General features: G+C 73.7%; 16 protein-coding genes and 1 tRNA gene. 3 read left to right on the top strand and 14 right to left on the bottom strand.

All coding sequences use genetic code 11. From position 1 onward, the window contains the following. Window positions 1-106 precede the first annotated feature (106 nt). The 3 genes from AB0B41_RS25900 (at window position 107) to AB0B41_RS25890 (ending at window position 4,297) form a co-directional block, all read left to right on the top strand. Window positions 107-919 carry a hypothetical protein gene (locus tag AB0B41_RS25900; RefSeq protein ID WP_358207704.1) on the top strand — a complete coding sequence of 271 codons (813 nt, stop codon included), beginning with the start codon at window positions 107-109 and terminating at the stop codon, window positions 917-919. Between the two features lie 329 nt (window positions 920-1,248). Continuing rightward, window positions 1,249-2,244, top strand: a complete 996-nt coding sequence (locus AB0B41_RS25895; protein ID WP_358207701.1) for a DNA/RNA non-specific endonuclease — start codon at window positions 1,249-1,251, stop codon at window positions 2,242-2,244. An 88-nt stretch (window positions 2,245-2,332) separates the two neighbouring features. Next, window positions 2,333-4,297, top strand: coding sequence for a serine protease (locus tag AB0B41_RS25890; protein ID WP_358207699.1), 1,965 nt, complete (start codon window positions 2,333-2,335; stop codon window positions 4,295-4,297). Window positions 4,298-4,631: 334 nt separating this feature from the next. On the opposite strand, the gene AB0B41_RS25885 is transcribed toward AB0B41_RS25890, so the two are convergent. The 14 genes from AB0B41_RS25885 to AB0B41_RS25820 form a co-directional block, all read right to left on the bottom strand. After that, window positions 4,632-5,483, bottom strand: a complete 852-nt coding sequence (locus AB0B41_RS25885) for a hypothetical protein (RefSeq protein WP_358207697.1) — start codon at window positions 5,481-5,483, stop codon at window positions 4,632-4,634. A 399-nt stretch (window positions 5,484-5,882) separates the two neighbouring features. After that, window positions 5,883-5,956, bottom strand: a tRNA-Pro gene (locus tag AB0B41_RS25880). Between the two features lie 239 nt (window positions 5,957-6,195). Next, window positions 6,196-7,068, bottom strand: a complete 873-nt coding sequence (locus AB0B41_RS25875) for a (2Fe-2S)-binding protein (RefSeq protein WP_358207695.1) — start codon at window positions 7,066-7,068, stop codon at window positions 6,196-6,198. Window positions 7,069-7,128: 60 nt separating this feature from the next. Continuing rightward, window positions 7,129-8,328 carry a histidine kinase gene (locus AB0B41_RS25870; RefSeq protein WP_358207693.1) on the bottom strand — a complete coding sequence of 400 codons (1,200 nt, stop codon included), beginning with the start codon at window positions 8,326-8,328 and terminating at the stop codon, window positions 7,129-7,131. Then, on the bottom strand, window positions 8,329-8,994 hold the full coding sequence (locus AB0B41_RS25865; RefSeq protein ID WP_358207691.1) for a response regulator transcription factor: 666 nt from the start codon (window positions 8,992-8,994) through the stop codon (window positions 8,329-8,331). A gap of 57 nt (window positions 8,995-9,051) precedes the next feature. Next, window positions 9,052-10,506: a ribosome biogenesis GTPase Der gene (gene der, locus AB0B41_RS25860; protein ID WP_358207689.1), complete on the bottom strand. Its 1,455-nt coding sequence runs from the start codon at window positions 10,504-10,506 to the stop codon at window positions 9,052-9,054. Continuing rightward, window positions 10,506-11,183, bottom strand: a complete 678-nt coding sequence (locus tag AB0B41_RS25855) for a lysophospholipid acyltransferase family protein (RefSeq protein ID WP_358207687.1) — start codon at window positions 11,181-11,183, stop codon at window positions 10,506-10,508. The genes der and AB0B41_RS25855 overlap by 1 nt, the downstream gene beginning before the upstream one ends. Further along, complete coding sequence (gene cmk, locus AB0B41_RS25850; RefSeq protein WP_358207761.1) at window positions 11,180-11,854, bottom strand: (d)CMP kinase; 675 nt, start codon at window positions 11,852-11,854, stop codon at window positions 11,180-11,182. The genes AB0B41_RS25855 and cmk overlap by 4 nt, the downstream gene beginning before the upstream one ends. A gap of 200 nt (window positions 11,855-12,054) precedes the next feature. After that, window positions 12,055-12,417 carry a chorismate mutase gene (gene aroH / locus AB0B41_RS25845; protein WP_037038527.1) on the bottom strand — a complete coding sequence of 121 codons (363 nt, stop codon included), beginning with the start codon at window positions 12,415-12,417 and terminating at the stop codon, window positions 12,055-12,057. A gap of 10 nt (window positions 12,418-12,427) precedes the next feature. Next, window positions 12,428-13,207 carry a pseudouridine synthase gene (locus AB0B41_RS25840; protein WP_358207684.1) on the bottom strand — a complete coding sequence of 260 codons (780 nt, stop codon included), beginning with the start codon at window positions 13,205-13,207 and terminating at the stop codon, window positions 12,428-12,430. A gap of 40 nt (window positions 13,208-13,247) precedes the next feature. Beyond that, window positions 13,248-13,889 carry an SMC-Scp complex subunit ScpB gene (gene scpB / locus AB0B41_RS25835; RefSeq protein WP_358207682.1) on the bottom strand — a complete coding sequence of 214 codons (642 nt, stop codon included), beginning with the start codon at window positions 13,887-13,889 and terminating at the stop codon, window positions 13,248-13,250. After that, entirely contained in the window at window positions 13,864-14,691 is an 828-nt protein-coding gene (locus tag AB0B41_RS25830; RefSeq protein ID WP_358207680.1) for a segregation/condensation protein A, read from the bottom strand. The genes scpB and AB0B41_RS25830 overlap by 26 nt, the downstream gene beginning before the upstream one ends. Next, window positions 14,688-15,587 carry an AAA family ATPase gene (locus AB0B41_RS25825; RefSeq protein WP_358207677.1) on the bottom strand — a complete coding sequence of 300 codons (900 nt, stop codon included), beginning with the start codon at window positions 15,585-15,587 and terminating at the stop codon, window positions 14,688-14,690. The genes AB0B41_RS25830 and AB0B41_RS25825 overlap by 4 nt, the downstream gene beginning before the upstream one ends. A 228-nt stretch (window positions 15,588-15,815) precedes the next feature. Continuing rightward, window positions 15,816-16,569, bottom strand: a 754-nt coding sequence (locus tag AB0B41_RS25820) for an alpha/beta fold hydrolase (RefSeq protein ID WP_358207675.1), incomplete at its 5' end; no start/stop codon positions are given.

Below are 16,569 nucleotides of genomic sequence, written 5' to 3'. Positions count from 1 at the left end.
GTCCACGCGGGCGCGGAACCGCGAGACCGTGCGGTCGAGCCTGGTACCTCCAGACCTGGAGGTCCTACGCTGGAGGTGGCGGTCCGGAGGTTCGTGCGAGGAGACGATGCAGCGGGACGAGGACCTGTCGACCATCCTGTCCAACGTCGCGGCGGACGCCCGTCCGACGACCCGGGCGAAGATCGCGAACAGCCCGGAGACCCGGGCGTTCCTCGAGATCGGCCTGCAGCTGCTGCGGGACGACCTCCTGGACCACCGGGGCCCCGACATGCTCGACGAGCACGACGCCGGCACCCGGCTGTTCGCCGGGCTCTCCCAGGCACGGTTGATCGAGCGCGCCGAGCGGATCGCGGCCGGCGAGGACCGACCCGCGATGCTCACGGTCGGGATGTTCCGCGACCGGTGGCGCTACAAGAGCCGGTACACCGAGGACCTCATCGCCTACCTCATGCGGCCGTCGCTCACCGAGACGACGATGAACGAGCTCCGGGAGGCCGCGCTGAACCTGCCTTCGGACCTGCCGTTCCCGCTGCTCGCACGGCACCTGGCGGACGCCGTGATGACAGCGACGATGCGGGACCCGCTCTGGAGTCTGCAGACCATCGTCTGGGTCGCGTTGCCCAGCCATCCGCGGGTCCAGCGCTATCTGAAGGCCCGGTACGAGCAGTGGATCGCCGCGTGGGCGTCGACCTACGAGCAGCTGGCGGCCCGGTACGACCTGCGCCTGCGCCCCGGCGTGACCTGGCTCGACGTCGCCGAGATGTTCAACGCCGTCGCGGACGGAGCGAGGGTGCGAGGCATGGCGATGGGGGCGGTGGCGAGCCTCTCGTCCGGCGACAGCGTGGTCGTGGGAGCGATCCGTGCGATGATGCCCACTCTCTTCCTCAACGCGGAAAACCTCGCCGAGCCCGGTTCGTGAATGGATCGCGGAATGCGTGGCACAATCGACGCGCCGGCCGCCTCGACGAATTCCGATCACCGTCTCCACGCCGCGGCGTGATCGCACTGGACGCGCAGGGGGAGCAGCGCTTCCGATCGACGGCGCGCCACGACGTCAATACGTAGACGTGCGTACAGGCGGCTCCCCGAGCGCCGGGCACAATGGATCGAGACGTCCGCGGCGCAGATCGTGCAGGAATGACGAGGCGGGTCCGCACGAGGAGAACGACGGTGCAGCATGCTGTCGATCGACAGGAACGAACACGGGAGCGGTCAGCACACGGACCGGACGAGCGAAGCAGTGGCCCGATGACCACCCACGAGATCACGCTGTCGATCCCCCTGCAGGTCTCGGTTCGGCTCGGTCCGCCCGATCCGGCGGAGACCGCCGGAGTCGTCGACAGCATCCGGGTCGCTCCGGAGATCGCGCCGGCCGGCCTGGAGGCCGCACGTCCCTTGGACTACTACACCGGCTACATCGGTTACGCGGCGGACTTCCTCGGGACGCCGGTGCCACTGCCGACATTGAGTTCCGAGCAGCGGCAGAACGCAGCCGAGAACGTCCTCGCCACTGACGGGGCAGATCCGGCGGTCCTGCCGTACACGCATTTCAGCCTGGTCATGAATCGACGGAGACAGCTCGCCTACTACACAGCGGTCAACATCGACGGTGCACAGTCCGAGAAGCTCGAGCGCGGCCGTGACAAATGGTACTTCGACCCGCGGATAGCCGAGTCCGAGCAGATCGGTGAAGGACTGTACGCGCGAAACGCGCTGGACCGCGGCCACCTCGTCCGCCGGCTCGACCCCGTGTGGGGTCCGCAGGCACGTCGCGGCAACGACGACACCTTCCACTTCACCAACTGCTCCCCTCAGCACGAGCGGTTCAACCAGTCCGACGAGCTGTGGCAGGGTCTGGAGGACTACATCCTCGAGCACGCCGACGCCGAGGAGCGGAAGGTCACCGTGTTCACCGGGCCGGTGCTCGGTGAACAGGACCCCCTCTACAAGGGTGTCCGGCTGCCCCTCGCGTTCTGGAAGATCCTCGTCTACCTGAAGGGCCGGAACGGCCTCGCCGCTGCGGGGTATCTGCTCGACCAGACCCGTCTCATCGAGGACATGCTCGGCAGGGAGGCGGCGTTCGACGCCGGCGTCTACCGGGTCCGCCTCAGCCACCTCGTCGGCAGCACCGGGTTGGACTTCGCCCACCTGCAGGCGCACGAGCTGCCCCTCGCCTCCGGTGGCTGGGAGACCGCTCCGGAGCGCGTACGTATTCACGAGGACTTCAGCAACGTCGTCCTCTAGGAGTGGGCGCCCCGCTTCTGCGCCGGGCGCCACCGGGATCGTCAGGCCGGTGTGGCCTCACCGGCTCCTGTCCGTTCGGGAGGCACCGATGGATGTGCGACAGCAGCAGGAGCGTGTGGCGGAGCGATACCGGCGGACGACCGCCGAACGGGAGGAGATCCGGCGCCGCCAGGAGGAAGCCGGTACTCCGGTCGTCGTCGACGACGAGGAGCAGCTTCGCGCCCGCGCCTCCCGGTTGCTGGCCAACGGCGAGGTCGGTGCGAGCGCGCTCTCCCACGCCCTCTCCGACGGGCACGCACTGCGGCCCACGGTGTTGTTCGAACGGATCCTCGGGGTCGCGAGCGAACTGCAGAGCGTCAACTTCCTCGCCCGAGGGGAGCGCGCGGCGCGCGCCGTCGGGCGGATCTCCATCCTGGAGTCCGGGCGACTCGCCGGCTTCGGCACGGGCTTCCTCGTGGGCGAGCGGCTCCTCCTGACGAACAACCACGTCCTCCCGGATCCCGACACCGCGACGTCGTCGTTCGTCGAGTTCGATCTCGAGCTCGACGTCGACGGCGTGACGAAGCGGACCGACCGGTACGACCTGGACCCTGCCACGCTGTTCGTGACACACGTCGATCTCGACTTCTCCCTCGTGGCGGTCGCGCACGGTGACGGAGGCCGCAGGCCCGGCTCGGTGCACGGCTGGCACCGGCTGATCGCCAACCAGGGGAAGATCGTCATCGGGGAGCCGGTCAACATCGTCGGGCATCCGAACGGCAGGGCCAAGGAAGTCGCGGTCCGCGACAACGCCCTGCTCAACCAGTTGCCGGACTTTCTGCACTACCGCACCGACACCGAGCCCGGGAACTCCGGCTCGCCGGTCTTCAACGACCAGTGGGAGGTCGTGGCCCTGCACCACGCCGGCGTGCCCGGTCCGGACGGGCAGAGCTGGATCGCCAACGAGGGCGTGCGTGTCAGCGTGCTTCTCGCTCATCTCGCCGGGTCGGACCTGTCCCCGGCCCAGCGCACCGTGCTGACCGAACTCGGTTCCCAGGCGATGCCCAGCGACGTCGCTCCGGTCGAGGTGGGTATCCGCCGTGAGGTGCCCCCGGTCGTCGTGAGCCCCCGCCCCGGCGCGCTCGGCACGACGCGCATCGCACCGAACGAGACGAGGACGGCCGGTCTCACCGGCAGGCTCATCGGGCAGCGGGCCGTCGTCTTCCTCCACGGCCGTGGTCAGGAAGGCCACGATCCCGTTCAGCTGCGTGCGGCGTGGGCGGGTGGACTCGCCCGCGGTCTCGCGATCGGTCAGCAGGCTCCGCTCGACGCCACCGCTGCGTGGTTCCCCGTCTACGGAGACGCGCTCGTCGCCGCCCTCGACAAGCCGGAGCGCGCCGACGCTGCCGCGTCCGCGGCGTGTGCCGCCGAGGCCCTGGCACCCGTGCAGGCCTCGACCCGGGCGGTCTACGCGGAGCTGATCGACCAGGCCGCCGCCCGTGCCGGGATGCCACCCGAGGAGCGCCGGGCGGCACAGGAAGCCGGGTTCCTCGGCGGCCTGGTTGCCGCGCTGCAGGGCCCGCTGTCCTGGCTCGCCGACCGCAGCGGTCTGGACGACCTCGCGATCGCGGCGTTCTTCCACGACGTCGCCGCCTATCTCGACCGCGAGTCGGTCCGCTCCGCGGTGCTCGATGCGGTCAGAGCCGACCTGCCCGTCGACGGTGAGTGGGTGCTGGTCAGCCACAGCCTCGGCAGCGTCGTCGCGATGGACCTGCTCACGCAGCTCCCCGACCGGGTCGACGTGCCGCTCCTCGTGACCGCCGGTAGTCCACTCGGCCTCGACGCCGTGCAGAAGCGGCTGCTCGCCGGTGGCCCGGTGCGTCCGCAGCGTGTGGGGACATGGGTCAATGCATGGGCCGCGGCCGACGCCGTGTCGATCGGCTGTCCCCTGAACGACGACTGGCCCGCTGTGCACGACGTCCGGACGAGCAACCCGAAGGACCGGGCGCACGACATCGCCGAATATCTGGCGGACCCCGCGGTGGCGGAGATGATCGGCCAATCGGTGAGGTAGCGGAGCCGGCGTGCCGGTTCGTTGACTTCCCCTGCCGGCCTGACCCTGGTCGCAGGGTTTCGCGTACGTCCTGCGGGGCCGGGGCGGCGGACGGGGCGGGATCTCCGCGGCCGAGGGCACCCTCGGCGTCGGCCGGCACCCGGGTCCGCAGGGAGCGCTCGACGGCCGGTGAACCGGGCGTGACCACAACGGTCGATCACCCGGCCGAGCGGAGGTGAACGACCGCCGGGAGGCGAGAACGACGAAGGCCGGTGTCCCCGTCGAACGGACACCGGCCTCCGCCGGGACGACAGGATGTGAACCTGCGCCCCCGTGAACCCCAGCTACCTACGGATCAGACGTGCTCGGTCCCGACGTCGTGCGACCCCTCCATGCCGCGGTGCTCCTCGTGACCACGGTCCTCGGTCCGGGGCTGGTCGTAGCGCTCGTCGTGCCCGGAGCGGACGTCCTGGTGCTCGTAAGGGTGCTGGTCGTCGCGGTGCATGTCGTCGCGGTGCATGTCGTCGCGGTGCATGTCGTCCCGGCGTGTGTCGTCCCGGCGCGTGCCGTCGCGGTGCTCGTCCCGGGTCCGCTGGTCGTCACGGTCGCGGCCGCGGTACTCGTCACGGTCGCGGTGTTCGTCGCCCTCACGCCGGGTGCCCTCGAAGTGCCGGCCGTGCTCCCCACGGTCCTGGCGCTCGCCCCGGAACCCCTCGCGGTGCTCCTCGCGCCCGCGGTGCTCCCCGCGGTCCCGGTACTCCTCGCGCCCGCGGCCCTCCTCGCGCCCGCGGTACTCCTCGCGCCCGCGGCCCTCCTCGCGCCCGCGGTGCTCCCGGCGGTCCCGGTGCTCCCCCCGCTCGCGGTGCTCCCCCCGCTCGCGGTACTCGCGCCCGCGGTGCTCCCCGCGGTCCCGGTGCTCCTCCCGCTCGCGGTGCTCCTCGCGCTCCCGCTCCCGGTACTCGCGCTCGCGGTGCTCCTCCCGCTCCCGCTCCCGGTACTCGCGCTCGCGCTGCTCCTCCCGCTCGCGGTCCAGTTCGGCGCGGTGCTCCTGCTGCTCGTGCCCGAAGACGTCCCCGCTGCGGGTGTGCTCACCCGTGCTCCGGTCGGCCATGACGGTGAGGCGGTCCACAGCGGTGGTGGCAGCGCCGAGCTCGGCATCCTGGCTGGTCGCGGTGGTGTCGTCGGTGGGGGTTGTGGCTGCGTCCATCGGATCTCTCCTCCTCGGTTCCCGGGGCGTCTCCCCGGTCCTCTGAAGGATGGGCGTCACTGTGCGCTCGCACCGTCGGTCGACCGGACCTCTGGCCGGAGGGTCCTGCTGTCCCCCGATCGACGGACGCGGCGATGCAGGTCGATCTCGCGCGGCCTGGCCCGCCTGGCTTGCACTTGCCGGTCCGCCCACGTCGCCGGACAGGTGTATCGCTGCTGGCTCGATGCGAGATCAGCGGCACACTGACCACGGAGGTTCGAGCATGCAGTCGACGATCATCTGAGCGCGGGCGGCGGGTGCCCGCACGTCCGCTCAGCAGGGGCCGACAGCCACGAGGCCGCAGGGAGAAACGACGAAGGCCGGTGTCCCCGTCGAATGGACACCGGCCTCCGTCGACCGTCGGGACGACAGGATTTGAACCTGCGACCCCTTGACCCCCAGTCAAGTGCGCTACCAAGCTGCGCCACGTCCCGGCCGCCCCCGTGAGGGCTCGATCAGCCTACCGCACCACCGATCGACTCCCTGCACCGACCCGGACCTCGCTCCCCCCAACTCGTCCGCGAACGAACCCGCCGAGGGCCACACGGTGGGGCACCACCGTGACGGTCCCCGTCAGTCTGGTTCGGACGTCCCGGCGACACCACCGCCGTCGGTCGCCCCGTGCAGGCGACTTTCGTGGGTACCCGCCGGTAACCACGTTCCGACCAGCGCGTCAGCCGGTGGGCGTGCCGAGGTGGGCGGTGCGGGCGGCGGTCGCCGCCGGCTCGACGAGGGGGCGCAGCCGGACGCGGCGCTCCTCGTCGTCGATCAAGGGGCACGTGCCGCAGTAGCGGGGGCTGCCGTCGGCGTGGGTGCGGCTCGGGATCCGGTAGTGCAGGCAGCAGGTGCCGCGGACCTGGGCGAGCGTCGCGCGCCCGTGGCCCCGCAGCGGGAACGGGACCGGGCGGTCGAAGTTCACCCCGATCCGGTCCCGGACCCGGTCGAGCACACCCTGGACCTCGGCGAACAGGTCGACCAGGGCGTCCGGGTCGTCGCCGCGGTGTCGCCCTGCCCACAGCGAGTGCGAGGACAGGACGTCGCCGAGGCCGCCCCAGAGGTTGCGGCGGCCGTACCGGGTGGCCCGGTGGAGCTCGTCGACCACCGGGGCGCACAGCCCGACGAGCCGCTCGGCCAGCTCGGCCCGCAGATCGGCGACGACGGGTGTGCGGCCGGCCAGCGGGTCGTCGGCCAGGACCGCCACGGGGCAGGTCAGCGCGGCGCGGTCGGTGATCCGCCCGCGGCGTCGCACCCAGACCGTGGCGGACGTCACGAGCGGGAGCCGCGCGAACAGGATCGAGGCCACGGCGAGGGGACGCACGACGGGCCCGGTCATCCCGCTCAGGAGCGACATCGCGACCTCGGACGGCGCCCGGCCCTCCCCGGTCAGCTCGGCGGCCCACCCGGCGAGCCGTCCGTCGGTGAGGGTGTCGAACCGGTGCCACTCCGGGCCCGCGGGCGTTCCGGGGTCGAACCCGAAGCGGGGGTGCACGGCGTCGAGCTGCGCGGCGGTCTCCGCGAGGGGATCGGCGGGACGGTCCTCGGGCACGCCGCCAGCGTAGGCACGCGCTCCGCCGCGACGCGCCGTGGTGATCGGGGTGCGACCCGGTCAGGGGATGGGGATCGGCCCCGTGTCCGTGCCCCGCCCGGCCCGGGGACGGTCCGGCAGCTCGACCCGGCGCTCCCCCGTCGGCGGCGTCTCCGGCGCGAGCGGCAGCACCGCGCACACCCGGAAGCCGCCCGCGTCGGGCCCGCTCGCGAGCTCCCCGCCGGCGGCGCCGACCCGCTCGGCGAGACCCGCGAGCCCTGCTCCACCCGTGCCGAAGGTGCTCCGCACCGGGCGCCCGGCCGGCCCGTTGACGACCTCGACGCGGATCCGGTCGGTGCCCCGCCAGTCCACCTCCACCCGCACGGCCGAGCCGGGGCTGTGCCGGGCGGCGTTGGTGAGCGCCTCCTGCACCACGCGGTAGACGGCCTGGTCGGGCGCCACCGGCAGGGTCCGGGCGGTGCCGAGGGCGACGAGCTCCACGTCGAGACCGGTCTCGCGGGCCCGGTCGACGAGCCCGCCGAGCCCGGCCGCACCGGCCGGGGCCGGCCCGACGAGCCCGAGCGCGCTGCGCATCTCCGCCAGCGCCTCCTTGGCGTGCGTCCGCAGCAGCGTCGCGGCCTCGCGCGTGCGCTGCTCCTCGGTCGAAGCGGACAGCGCGGCCGCCCCGACCGCGATGAGGGTGGCGTGGTGGCCGACGGCGTCGTGCACCTCGCGGCCGATCCGGGCCCGTTCCTCGGCGCGCGCGGCGCTCTCCCGGGCGGCGACGGTGGCCTCCCGGGCGTCCTCCAGCTCGCGCAGGCTCGTCGTCAGCCGCTCCCGGGTGGCCGTGAGCAGGCCGAACCCGAGCGGGCTGCCGGCCGAGAGCACGGCGAACACCACCGTGAGGATCACCGACTGCCAGCTGAGGGCCTCCCGCTGCAGCACCGGCACCACCGCGGCGAGGACGACCACCACCAGCCAGGGCACGGTGGCGCCGAGCCGGGTCCGGCGGCCGAGCACGAACAGCGCGACGATCTGTGCGGGCCAGCCCAGCCCGCCCCAGATCGCCCACAGCGACCCGACGACGGCGAGCCACGGCCGCACGTGCCGCAGCGGCAGCAGGGCGCAGCCGACCAGGCCCGCGGTGACGGACCACACGTACGGGCCGGGCGCAGCGAGCAGCACGAACACCGCCGGGACCCCGACCGCGAGGACCTCGCTCCCGGCCCGCCAGGCCGGCCCACCCCGCCGGACCACCCGCCGTGCGCCCCCCTGCGGCATTCACGCCCCCCAGCTCTGCGCGAGCAGCGCCGCCTGCACCCGGTTCTCCGCGCCCAGCTTCACCAGCAGCGCCGACACGTACTTCTTCACCGTCGCCTCGGCCAGCCCCAGCCGGCACCCGATGGTCGCGTTGGACTCGCCGTCGGCCAGCAGCCGCAGCACCTGCGTCTCGCGCAGGGTCAGGTCGGCCGGGCGCGGCGGCCGCGGCGCGGGCTCGGGGACGAGCCGCGGCAGCAGCCGGGCGGTGATCCGCGGGTCCAGCACCGCGCCCCCGGCCGCGAGGTCGAGCACGGCGCGGATCAGCGCGTCGGGCTCGGCGTCCTTGAGCAGGAACCCCTGCACCCCGATCCGCAGCGCCTCGGTGACGTACTCGTCGAGGTCGAAGGTCGTCAGGACGGCCGCGGGCACGGCGTCGGGCCGCGCGCAGAGCACCCGCAGCGCGTCGAGCCCCGAGCGGCCCGGCATCTGCACGTCGGCCAGCACGACGTCCGGCCGGTGCGCGTCGACGGCGGCGATCAGCCCGTCGCCGTCGGCCGCCTCCCCCACCACGGCCACGGTCCCCCGTGCCTCCAGCACGGTGCGCAGACCCGCCCGGAGCAGCGACTCGTCGTCCGCCAGGACGACGCGAACGGGTCCGGAGGGACCGCTGGGGGAGTCAACGGCCATGGGAGGAGGGTAGTCGGTCGGGGATCGTCCGAGGGAGGACTCACCCTGCCGGGCCGGTCAGCGCCGCTTGCCCTTGCGCTCCCGCTTCTCCCGGACGCGGACCGACAGCCGGATCGGCGAGCCCTCGAACCCGAACTCCTCGCGCAGCCGCCGCTCCAGGAACCGGCGGTACCCCGCCTCGAGGAAACCGCTGGTGAACAGCACGAACGTCGGCGGGCGGGTGCCGGCCTGGGTGGCGAAAAGGACCTTGGGCTGCTTGCCGCCGCGCACCGGGGGCGGGGTCGCGGCGATCACCTCGGACAGCCAGCTGTTGAGCCGGCCGGTCGGGATCCGCTGGTCCCACGAGGCCAGGGCGGTCCGCATCGCGGGCGCGATCCGGGACGTCGCCCGCCCGGTGAGCGCGGAGATGTTGATCCGTTCCGCCCAGCGGACCCGGACGAGGTCGCGCTCGAGCTCGCGCTTCATCGCGAGCCGGCGGTCCTCGTCGACGAGGTCCCACTTGTTGAACACGATCACCAGCGCCCGGCCGGCCTCCTCGACCATGGTCAGCACGCGCTGGTCCTGCTCGGAGATCGGCTCGCTGGCGTCGAGCAGCACGAGGGCGACCTCGGCCGCCTCGATCGCGGCCTGGGTGCGCAGCGAGGCGTAGTACTCCATGCCCGACGCCGTCTTGACCCGCTTGCGCAGGCCGGCGGTGTCGACGAACCGGAAGATCTCGCCGTCGAGCTCCACGAGCGAGTCGACCGGGTCGACGGTGGTGCCGGCGACGTCGTGCACGACGGAGCGCAGCTCGCCGGAGACCCGGTTGAGCAGCGAGGACTTGCCGACGTTCGGCCGCCCGACCAGGGCGACGCGGCGCGGCCCGCCGGCGGTCGCCCCGAAGGTCTCCCGCGGGGTCTCGGGCAGGGCCTCGAGGACCGCGTCGAGCAGGTCGCCGGAGCCGCGGCCGTGCAGGCCCGACACCGGGTACGGCTCGCCGAGCCCCAGCCGCCAGAGCGCCGCGGTGTCGGCGACCGCGCGCTCGTCGTCGACCTTGGTCGCGGCGAGCAGGACCGGCCGGTCGGAGCGGCGCAGCACGCGGGCGGCGGCCTGCTCGACCTCGGTGGCGCCCACCCGCGAGTCGACGACGAGCAGGATCGCGTCGGCCGTGCGCATGGCCAGCTCGGCCTGCGCGGCGACCTCCTTCTGCAGGCCCTGCGGGTCGGGCTCCCAGCCGCCGGTGTCGACGACGGTGAACCGCCGCCCGTTCCACAGCGCGTCGTAGGAGACCCGGTCGCGGGTGACGCCCGGGATGTCCTGCACGACCGCCTCGCGGCGGCCCAGGAAGCGGTTGACCAGCGTGGACTTGCCCACGTTGGGGCGCCCGACGACGGCGAGGACGGGCGCCGGACCCTGCTCGGCGGCGCCGTCGCCGCCTTCGCCGAACTCGTCGTCGGCCTCGGCGAACTCGTCGGGGTCGAGCCCCAGCTCCGCCATGGCGGCGCGGTCGCCGCCGGTGATCGTGTCGTCCATCAGGCACTACTCCGAATGTTCGTGGCTCGTATCGCGTCGAGGTCCGCGACCAGCGCGACGAGGGCGCCGCGGACGGTCTCGGTGGCCGCGGCGAGCTCCGCGCGGCCCCTCCCGGTGGGGGCCGGCAGGGGCTCGCCGACCAGTACGTCCACCCGCGGGCGCCACCGCCGCCCGCTCCCCTCCGGCCGTCGGGTCCCCCGGCAGACGACCGGGAGGACCTGCGCGCCGGAGGTGCGGGCCAGCCAGGCCGCGCCCTGCTGGGCCGCCGCGACGTCGCCGCTGCCGCGCGTGCCCTCGGGGAACACCCCCACGAGCCCTCCCCCGCGCAGTACGCCGAGCGCCGCGGTCAGGGGCGCCCGGTCGGGCTCGCCGCGCCGCACGGCCAGCTGCCCGATCCCGCGCAGCCCCCTCCCCAGGATGCCGGTGAACATCTCCTCCTTGACCAGGAACACCGAACGCCGCCCGAGTAGTCCGAAGATCAGCGGCCCGTCGACCAGCGAACTGTGATTCGCGACGAGCACCACGGGGCCGGTCGCGGGGATCCGCTCGCGGTGGTGGACGTGGACCCGGAGCACGGGGCGGAAGCACCACGTCCCGATCCAGCGGGCCAGGTCGTGCAGCCTCGGGTCGGCGCCGCCGGGGAGGTCGGCCGGGCCGTCGACCGGGGTGGTGCTCATCTGACGAGCCCACGCTCCCGGACCAGCCGCAGGAGCTCCACCAGCACGGCGTCGACGGACAGCTCGTCCGTGTCGACGACGAGCGCGTCGGCCGCGGCGTGCAGCGGCGAGGTCTTGCGGGTCGAGTCCAGCCGGTCCCGGCGCTGGACGTCGGCGAGGGTGGTCGCGGGGTCGCTGAGGCGGCCCGCCTTGGCGTCCTGGCGGCCCCGGCGCGCGGCCCGGACCTCCTCCGACGCGGTCAGGTAGACCTTCAGCTTCGCCTCGGGCGCGACCACGCTGCCGATGTCGCGGCCCTCGACCACGATCCCGCGGCCCCGGGCGAGGGCGCGGTCGATGTGCTCCCGCTGCCGGGCGACGAGCGCGGCCCGCACCTCCGGCACGGCCGAGACCGCGGACACCGCCTTGGTCACCGGCTCGTCCCGGATCTCGGCCTCGACGTCCTCGCCCGCCAGCAGGATCCGCGGCGCGGACGGATCGGTGACCGACTCCAGCTCCGCCGTCACCGCGACCGCGGCGATCCGGCCGGGCTCGCTGTCAGCGGTGAGCCCGGCCCGCAGGCAGGCCAGCGTGGCGGCCCGGTACATCGCGCCGGTGTCGAGGTAGGCGGCGTGCAGCGTGCGGGCCAGCCGCCGCGAGACGGTCGACTTGCCGGTGCCCGAGGGCCCGTCCATCGCGACGACGTCGTTGAGGACGCCGTCCCCCGTCGGATCCGTCGGCCCCGTCGACCCGGTCGACGCCGTGGACGCTGTCGGCCCGGTCATGCCTCACCCCTCGCGCAGATGTTCGGAAAACCCTCCACCGGCGGCTGACGACCGGGCACGGGCCACCGACCATTGTGCCTGGCGGGGCGCGGCGCACCCCCGCGGGGCCGTCAGGAGGGCAGGTCGCGGCGCAGGGCCGCGGCCCCGCGCAGGTACACGTGCCGCAGGTCGGCCCGGGCGAGGTCGGTCTCGACGTGCGCGAGCAGCCGCAGCACCCGCGGCATCGCCCCGGGCACGGCGATCTCGGTGGCACACATGAGCGGGACGTCCGTGAGCCCGAGGAGGCGGGCCGCGTAGGCCGGGAACTCCGCCGTGAGGTCCGGCGTGGCCGTGAACAGGATCGAGATCACGTCGTCGCTGGTCAGCTCGTTGCGCTTGAGCACGGCGCCGACCAGCTCGGCCGAGCCCTCGAGGATCTCCTCGCGCGAGTCGCCGTCGACCTGGATCGCGCCGCGGATCGCCCGGACCGCCACCGCCGGCCCCCTACAGCCCGACGGCCTTGTAGAGCGAACCCACCTCGTTCTGGTTGAGGGGGCGGAGCTTGCCGGGCCGCTGGTCGCCGAGGCGGACCTCGCCGATCGCGGTGCGGACCAGCCGCTGCACCGGGTGCCCGACCTCGTCGAGCAGCCGGCGGACGACGTGCTTGCGGCCCTCGTGGATCACCAGCTCGACCATCGACCGGCCGGGCAGGGAGTCGACCAGCCGGAACGAGTGCACCCGGACCGGACCGTCCTCGAGCTCGATGCCCTCGCGGAGCCGCTTGCCGACGTCCCGCGCGACCTGGCCCATCACCTCGGCGACGTAGGTCTTCTCCACCTCGAACGACGGGTGCATGAGCCGGTGGCCCAGCTCCCCGTCGTTGGTCAGCAGGAGCAGGCCCTCGGTGTCCTGGTCCAGCCGCCCGACGTGGAACAGCCGCCCGGCCTGGTTGAGCAGCTCGGTCCGCTGCATCACCAGGTCGCCGACGCAGGGCCGGCCCCGGTCGTCCGACATGGTGGAGAGCATCCCGGCGGGCTTGTTCAGCGCCAGGTACACCTGGTCGTCCCGCAGCTGGATGCGCGAGCCGTCGACGTGCACCACGGCGGTGTCCGGGTCGATGCGGCGGCCCATCTCGCGCACGACCTCGCCGTCGACCGAGACGCGGCCGGCGGCGATCAGCTCCTCGGCCGCGCGGCGCGAGGCCACGCCGGCCTGGGCCAGCACCTTCTGCAGCCGCACCCCCTCGGCCTGCGCGGAGGAGTCGGGGCCGGTGGGGCGGCTCATGCGGGGGTCCTTCTCGGGGTCCTGCTCACGGGTCCTTCTCTTACAGCTCGTCGATCGCGTCGATGTCCGGCAGCAGCGGGGCCAGCGGCGGCAGGTCCTCCAGCGAGGACAGCCCCAGCCGCTCCAGGAAGAGCTCGGTGGTGCGGAACAGCGTCCCCTGGGTGGGCCCGTCCACACCGGCCTCCTCCACCAGACCGCGCGTGAGCAGCGTACGCAGCACCCCGTCGCAGTTCACACCCCGGACCGCCGCGACCCGCGCCCGGGTGACGGGCTGCCGGTACGCGACCACCGCCAGGGTCTCGAGCGCGGCCCGGGTGAGCTTGGCCCGCTGCCCGTCGAGCAGGAAGCGCTCGACGTACGGGGCGTAGAGGTCGCGGGTGTAGAACCGCCAGCCCTCCCCCACCCGGCGCAGGTCGATGCCGCTGCCCTGCTCGCGGTAGCTCTCGGCGAGCCGGCGCACCGCCCGCTCCACCCGGCCGACGGGCTGGTCGAGGGCGGCGGCGAGGGCCTGCTCGTCCGTCGGGGAGTCGACGACCAGCAGCAACGCCTCCAGCGCCGCGGTCAGCTCGTCCTCGCGGGACAGCCCGGGGAGGGCGTCGACCTCCAGGTCGGCGGCCGCGAGGTCGGCGATGTCGGCGGCGGTGTCGGCGTCCGGGTCAGGTTCCGGGTTCGGCAGGCTCACTGATCGGCTCACTCGGGAGGGACTGGGCGGGGGTCCAGCGTACGGTCAGCTCCCCGAACGGCTCCGGCTGCTCCACCTCGATCGACCGCTCCCGGTACAGCTCCAGCACGGCCATGAACCGGGCGACGATCTCGATCGGGGCCACGCAGTCCGCGGTGAGCGCCGCGAAGGTCGCCTCCCCCAGCTCGGCGAGCCGCTCGCGCAGGATCGCCATGTGCGCCGGGACCGAGACGTCGTGCTGGTGGATGTGGTCGGTGCCGACGACCGGGGGCGGCTTGGGCCGGAACACGCTCGCGGCGAGCTCGGCGAACGCCCCGGCGTCCATCCCGAGCAGGACCTCGGGCAGCAGGCCCTCGAACCGCGGCTCGAGCGCCACCGACCGCGGGAACCGGCGCAGCGCCGTCTTCTCCAGCTCGGCGAACAGACCCGCAACCTGCTTGTACGCCTTGTACTGCAGCAGCCGGGCGAAGAGCAGGTCCCGCGCCTCGAGCAGCGCGAGGTCCTCCTCGTCCTCGACCTCGGCGGCCGGCAGCAGGCGCGCGGCCTTCAGGTCCAGCAGCGTGGCCGCGACGACGAGGAACTCGGTGGTCTCGTCGAGGTCCGCGTCGTCCCCCAACGCGGCGAGATGGGCGATGAAGTCGTCCGTGACCTTGTGCAGCGCCATCTCGGTGACGTCGAGCTCGTGCTTGCCGATGAGCTGCAGCAGCAGGTCGAACGGGCCCTCGAAGTTGACCAGGCGCACCGTGAAGCGCGGCCTGACCTCCGGGGTCCCGGCGGTGGGTCGGTCGTCGGCCAGGGTCACCGGGCGATGACCTCGCGGGCCAGCATGCGGTAGGCCTCCGCGCCGCTGGAGCTGGGCGCCCACGTCGTGATCGGCTCGCCCGCGACCGTGGTCTCGGGGAAGCGGATCGTGCGGTTGATGACGGCGTCGAACACCAGGTCGCCGAAGGCCTCGATCACGCGCTGGTGGACCTCGCGGGTGTGCACCGTCCGTGAGTCGAACATCGTGGCCAGAATGCCGATCAGGTCGAGGTCGGGGTTGAGCCGGTCCTTGACCTTGTCGATCGTGTCCATGAGCAGCGCGACGCCGCGGAGACTGAAGAACTCGCAGGCCAGCGGGATGAGCACGCTGTCGGCACAGGCCAGCGCGTTGATCGTGAGCAGGCCGAGGCTGGGCTGGCAGTCGATGAGCACGACGTCGTAGCGGTCCAGCACGCTCTTGAGCGCCCGGCCGAGCGCCTGCTCGCGGCCGACCTCGGTGACCAGCTGGACCTCGGCCGCCGACAGGTCGATGTTGCTGGGCAGCAGGTCCATGCCCGCGACGGAGGTCTTGAGGATGACGTCGTCCGGCTCGACGCCGCGCTCCATCAGCAGGTTGTAGATGGTCGCGTCGAGCTGGTGGGGCTGCACGCCGAGGCCCACCGAGAGCGCGCCCTGGGGGTCGAAGTCGACCAGCAGCACCCGGCGCCCGTACTCGGCGAGCGCGGCCCCCAGGTTGATCGTCGACGTCGTCTTGCCGACGCCGCCCTTCTGGTTGGCCACGGCGATCACGCGGGCGGGCCCGTGCTCGGTGAGCGGGGCCGGCTGCGGCGCGCCCACCCGGTGCCGTCCGCCCGGCCTGGGGGTGTCCTCCAGGCCCGGCTCGACGGTCGGGTCGTAGTCGGGCCCCGCACCGTCCCCGTCGGGTGCTGTGTCCATGCGGGCTCCGGTCTCCTCGTGTCGAAATCCGGTGTCGATCCCTCGGGCGTCGATTCCTGCCGTCTCCCGTGCCGGGTCTACCTCGGGCGCAGACTAGGAACCACTTCCGGGCACGGCAACGCGCCACGCCCGGGCGGGTCGAACTTCCGGTCGAACTCACGGCACGCTAGCCCACAAGGAGCAGCGTCCGTCCGGGTGGGTCGGGAACCGGTGGCGACGGGCCCATGATCAGGGCCGGAGGATCTCGGCGAGCACCTCGTCACGCTGCTCGTGCAGGTAGAAGTGCCCGCCGGGGAGGACGCGGTGGGCGAAGCCGACGGGGGCGACCTCGGCCCAGCGCAGGGCGTCGGCCTGATCGACGGCGGGGTCGTCGGCGCCGAGCAGCAGGCGGACCGGACAGCGCAGCGGGGGGCCGGGCGGGTGGACGTACCCGTCGGCGGCCCTCAGGTCGGCGCGGAAGGCCGGCAGGACGAGGGCGCGCAGCTCCGGGTGGGCGAGGACGGCGGCGTCCGTGCCGCCCAGCCGGCACAGCTCCGCGGCGAGCTCGGAGTCGGTCCCGCCGCGGAAGACGGGGTCGGGCGGAACCGTCGGGGCGATCCGGGCGGAGACGACGAGCCGCTCCGGCGGCCGCGGCAGCCGCCGGGCGACCTCGTAGGCCAGCGTGCCCCCCAGGCTGTGCCCGAACAGCACGAGGGGACGCGCGTCCGCGGCGAGCAGTGCCACGAGGGCCTCGGCCATCGCGAGGGCGTCCGTCCACGGCTCCTCGCGGATCCGGTCCTCGCGGCCGGGGTACTGCACGGTCACCAGCTCCACCCCGGCCGGGACGGCCCCGGCCCAGCCTCGGAAGGCGCTCGCCGCGCCCCCGGCGTGCGGCAGGCAGACCAGTAGCAGGTCCGCGTCGGGGCGGGGGCGCGGGGTGCGGGGGCCAACCCGGACACCGGCGAGCTGGACTACCCCGCGCGCGCGACCTGGGTGCTCGTCG

It is taken from the genome of Pseudonocardia sp. NPDC049154 (assembly GCF_040648315.1).
Taxonomy (GTDB): domain Bacteria; phylum Actinomycetota; class Actinomycetes; order Mycobacteriales; family Pseudonocardiaceae; genus Pseudonocardia.
Note: the sequence above shows the minus strand (reverse complement) of the source record. Positions and strands in the feature narration are given on the sequence as shown.

What these genes read in the sequence shown, in the direction of transcription:
- AB0B41_RS25900 (WP_358207704.1), top strand. Translation starts at nt 107, where the DNA reads ATGCAGCGGGACGAGGACCTGTCGACCATCCTGTCCAACGTCGCGGCG.
- AB0B41_RS25895 (WP_358207701.1), top strand. Translation starts at nt 1,249, where the DNA reads ATGACCACCCACGAGATCACGCTGTCGATCCCCCTGCAGGTCTCGGTT.
- AB0B41_RS25890 (WP_358207699.1), top strand. Translation starts at nt 2,333, where the DNA reads ATGGATGTGCGACAGCAGCAGGAGCGTGTGGCGGAGCGATACCGGCGG.
- AB0B41_RS25885 (WP_358207697.1), bottom strand. Translation starts at nt 5,483, where the DNA reads ATGGACGCAGCCACAACCCCCACCGACGACACCACCGCGACCAGCCAG.
- AB0B41_RS25870 (WP_358207693.1), bottom strand. Translation starts at nt 8,328, where the DNA reads ATGCCGCAGGGGGGCGCACGGCGGGTGGTCCGGCGGGGTGGGCCGGCC.
- AB0B41_RS25865 (WP_358207691.1), bottom strand. Translation starts at nt 8,994, where the DNA reads ATGGCCGTTGACTCCCCCAGCGGTCCCTCCGGACCCGTTCGCGTCGTC.
- der (WP_358207689.1), bottom strand. Translation starts at nt 10,506, where the DNA reads ATGGACGACACGATCACCGGCGGCGACCGCGCCGCCATGGCGGAGCTG.
- AB0B41_RS25855 (WP_358207687.1), bottom strand. Translation starts at nt 11,183, where the DNA reads ATGAGCACCACCCCGGTCGACGGCCCGGCCGACCTCCCCGGCGGCGCC.
- cmk (WP_358207761.1), bottom strand. Translation starts at nt 11,854, where the DNA reads ATGGACGGGCCCTCGGGCACCGGCAAGTCGACCGTCTCGCGGCGGCTG.
- AB0B41_RS25840 (WP_358207684.1), bottom strand. Translation starts at nt 13,207, where the DNA reads ATGAGCCGCCCCACCGGCCCCGACTCCTCCGCGCAGGCCGAGGGGGTG.
- AB0B41_RS25825 (WP_358207677.1), bottom strand. Translation starts at nt 15,587, where the DNA reads ATGGACACAGCACCCGACGGGGACGGTGCGGGGCCCGACTACGACCCG.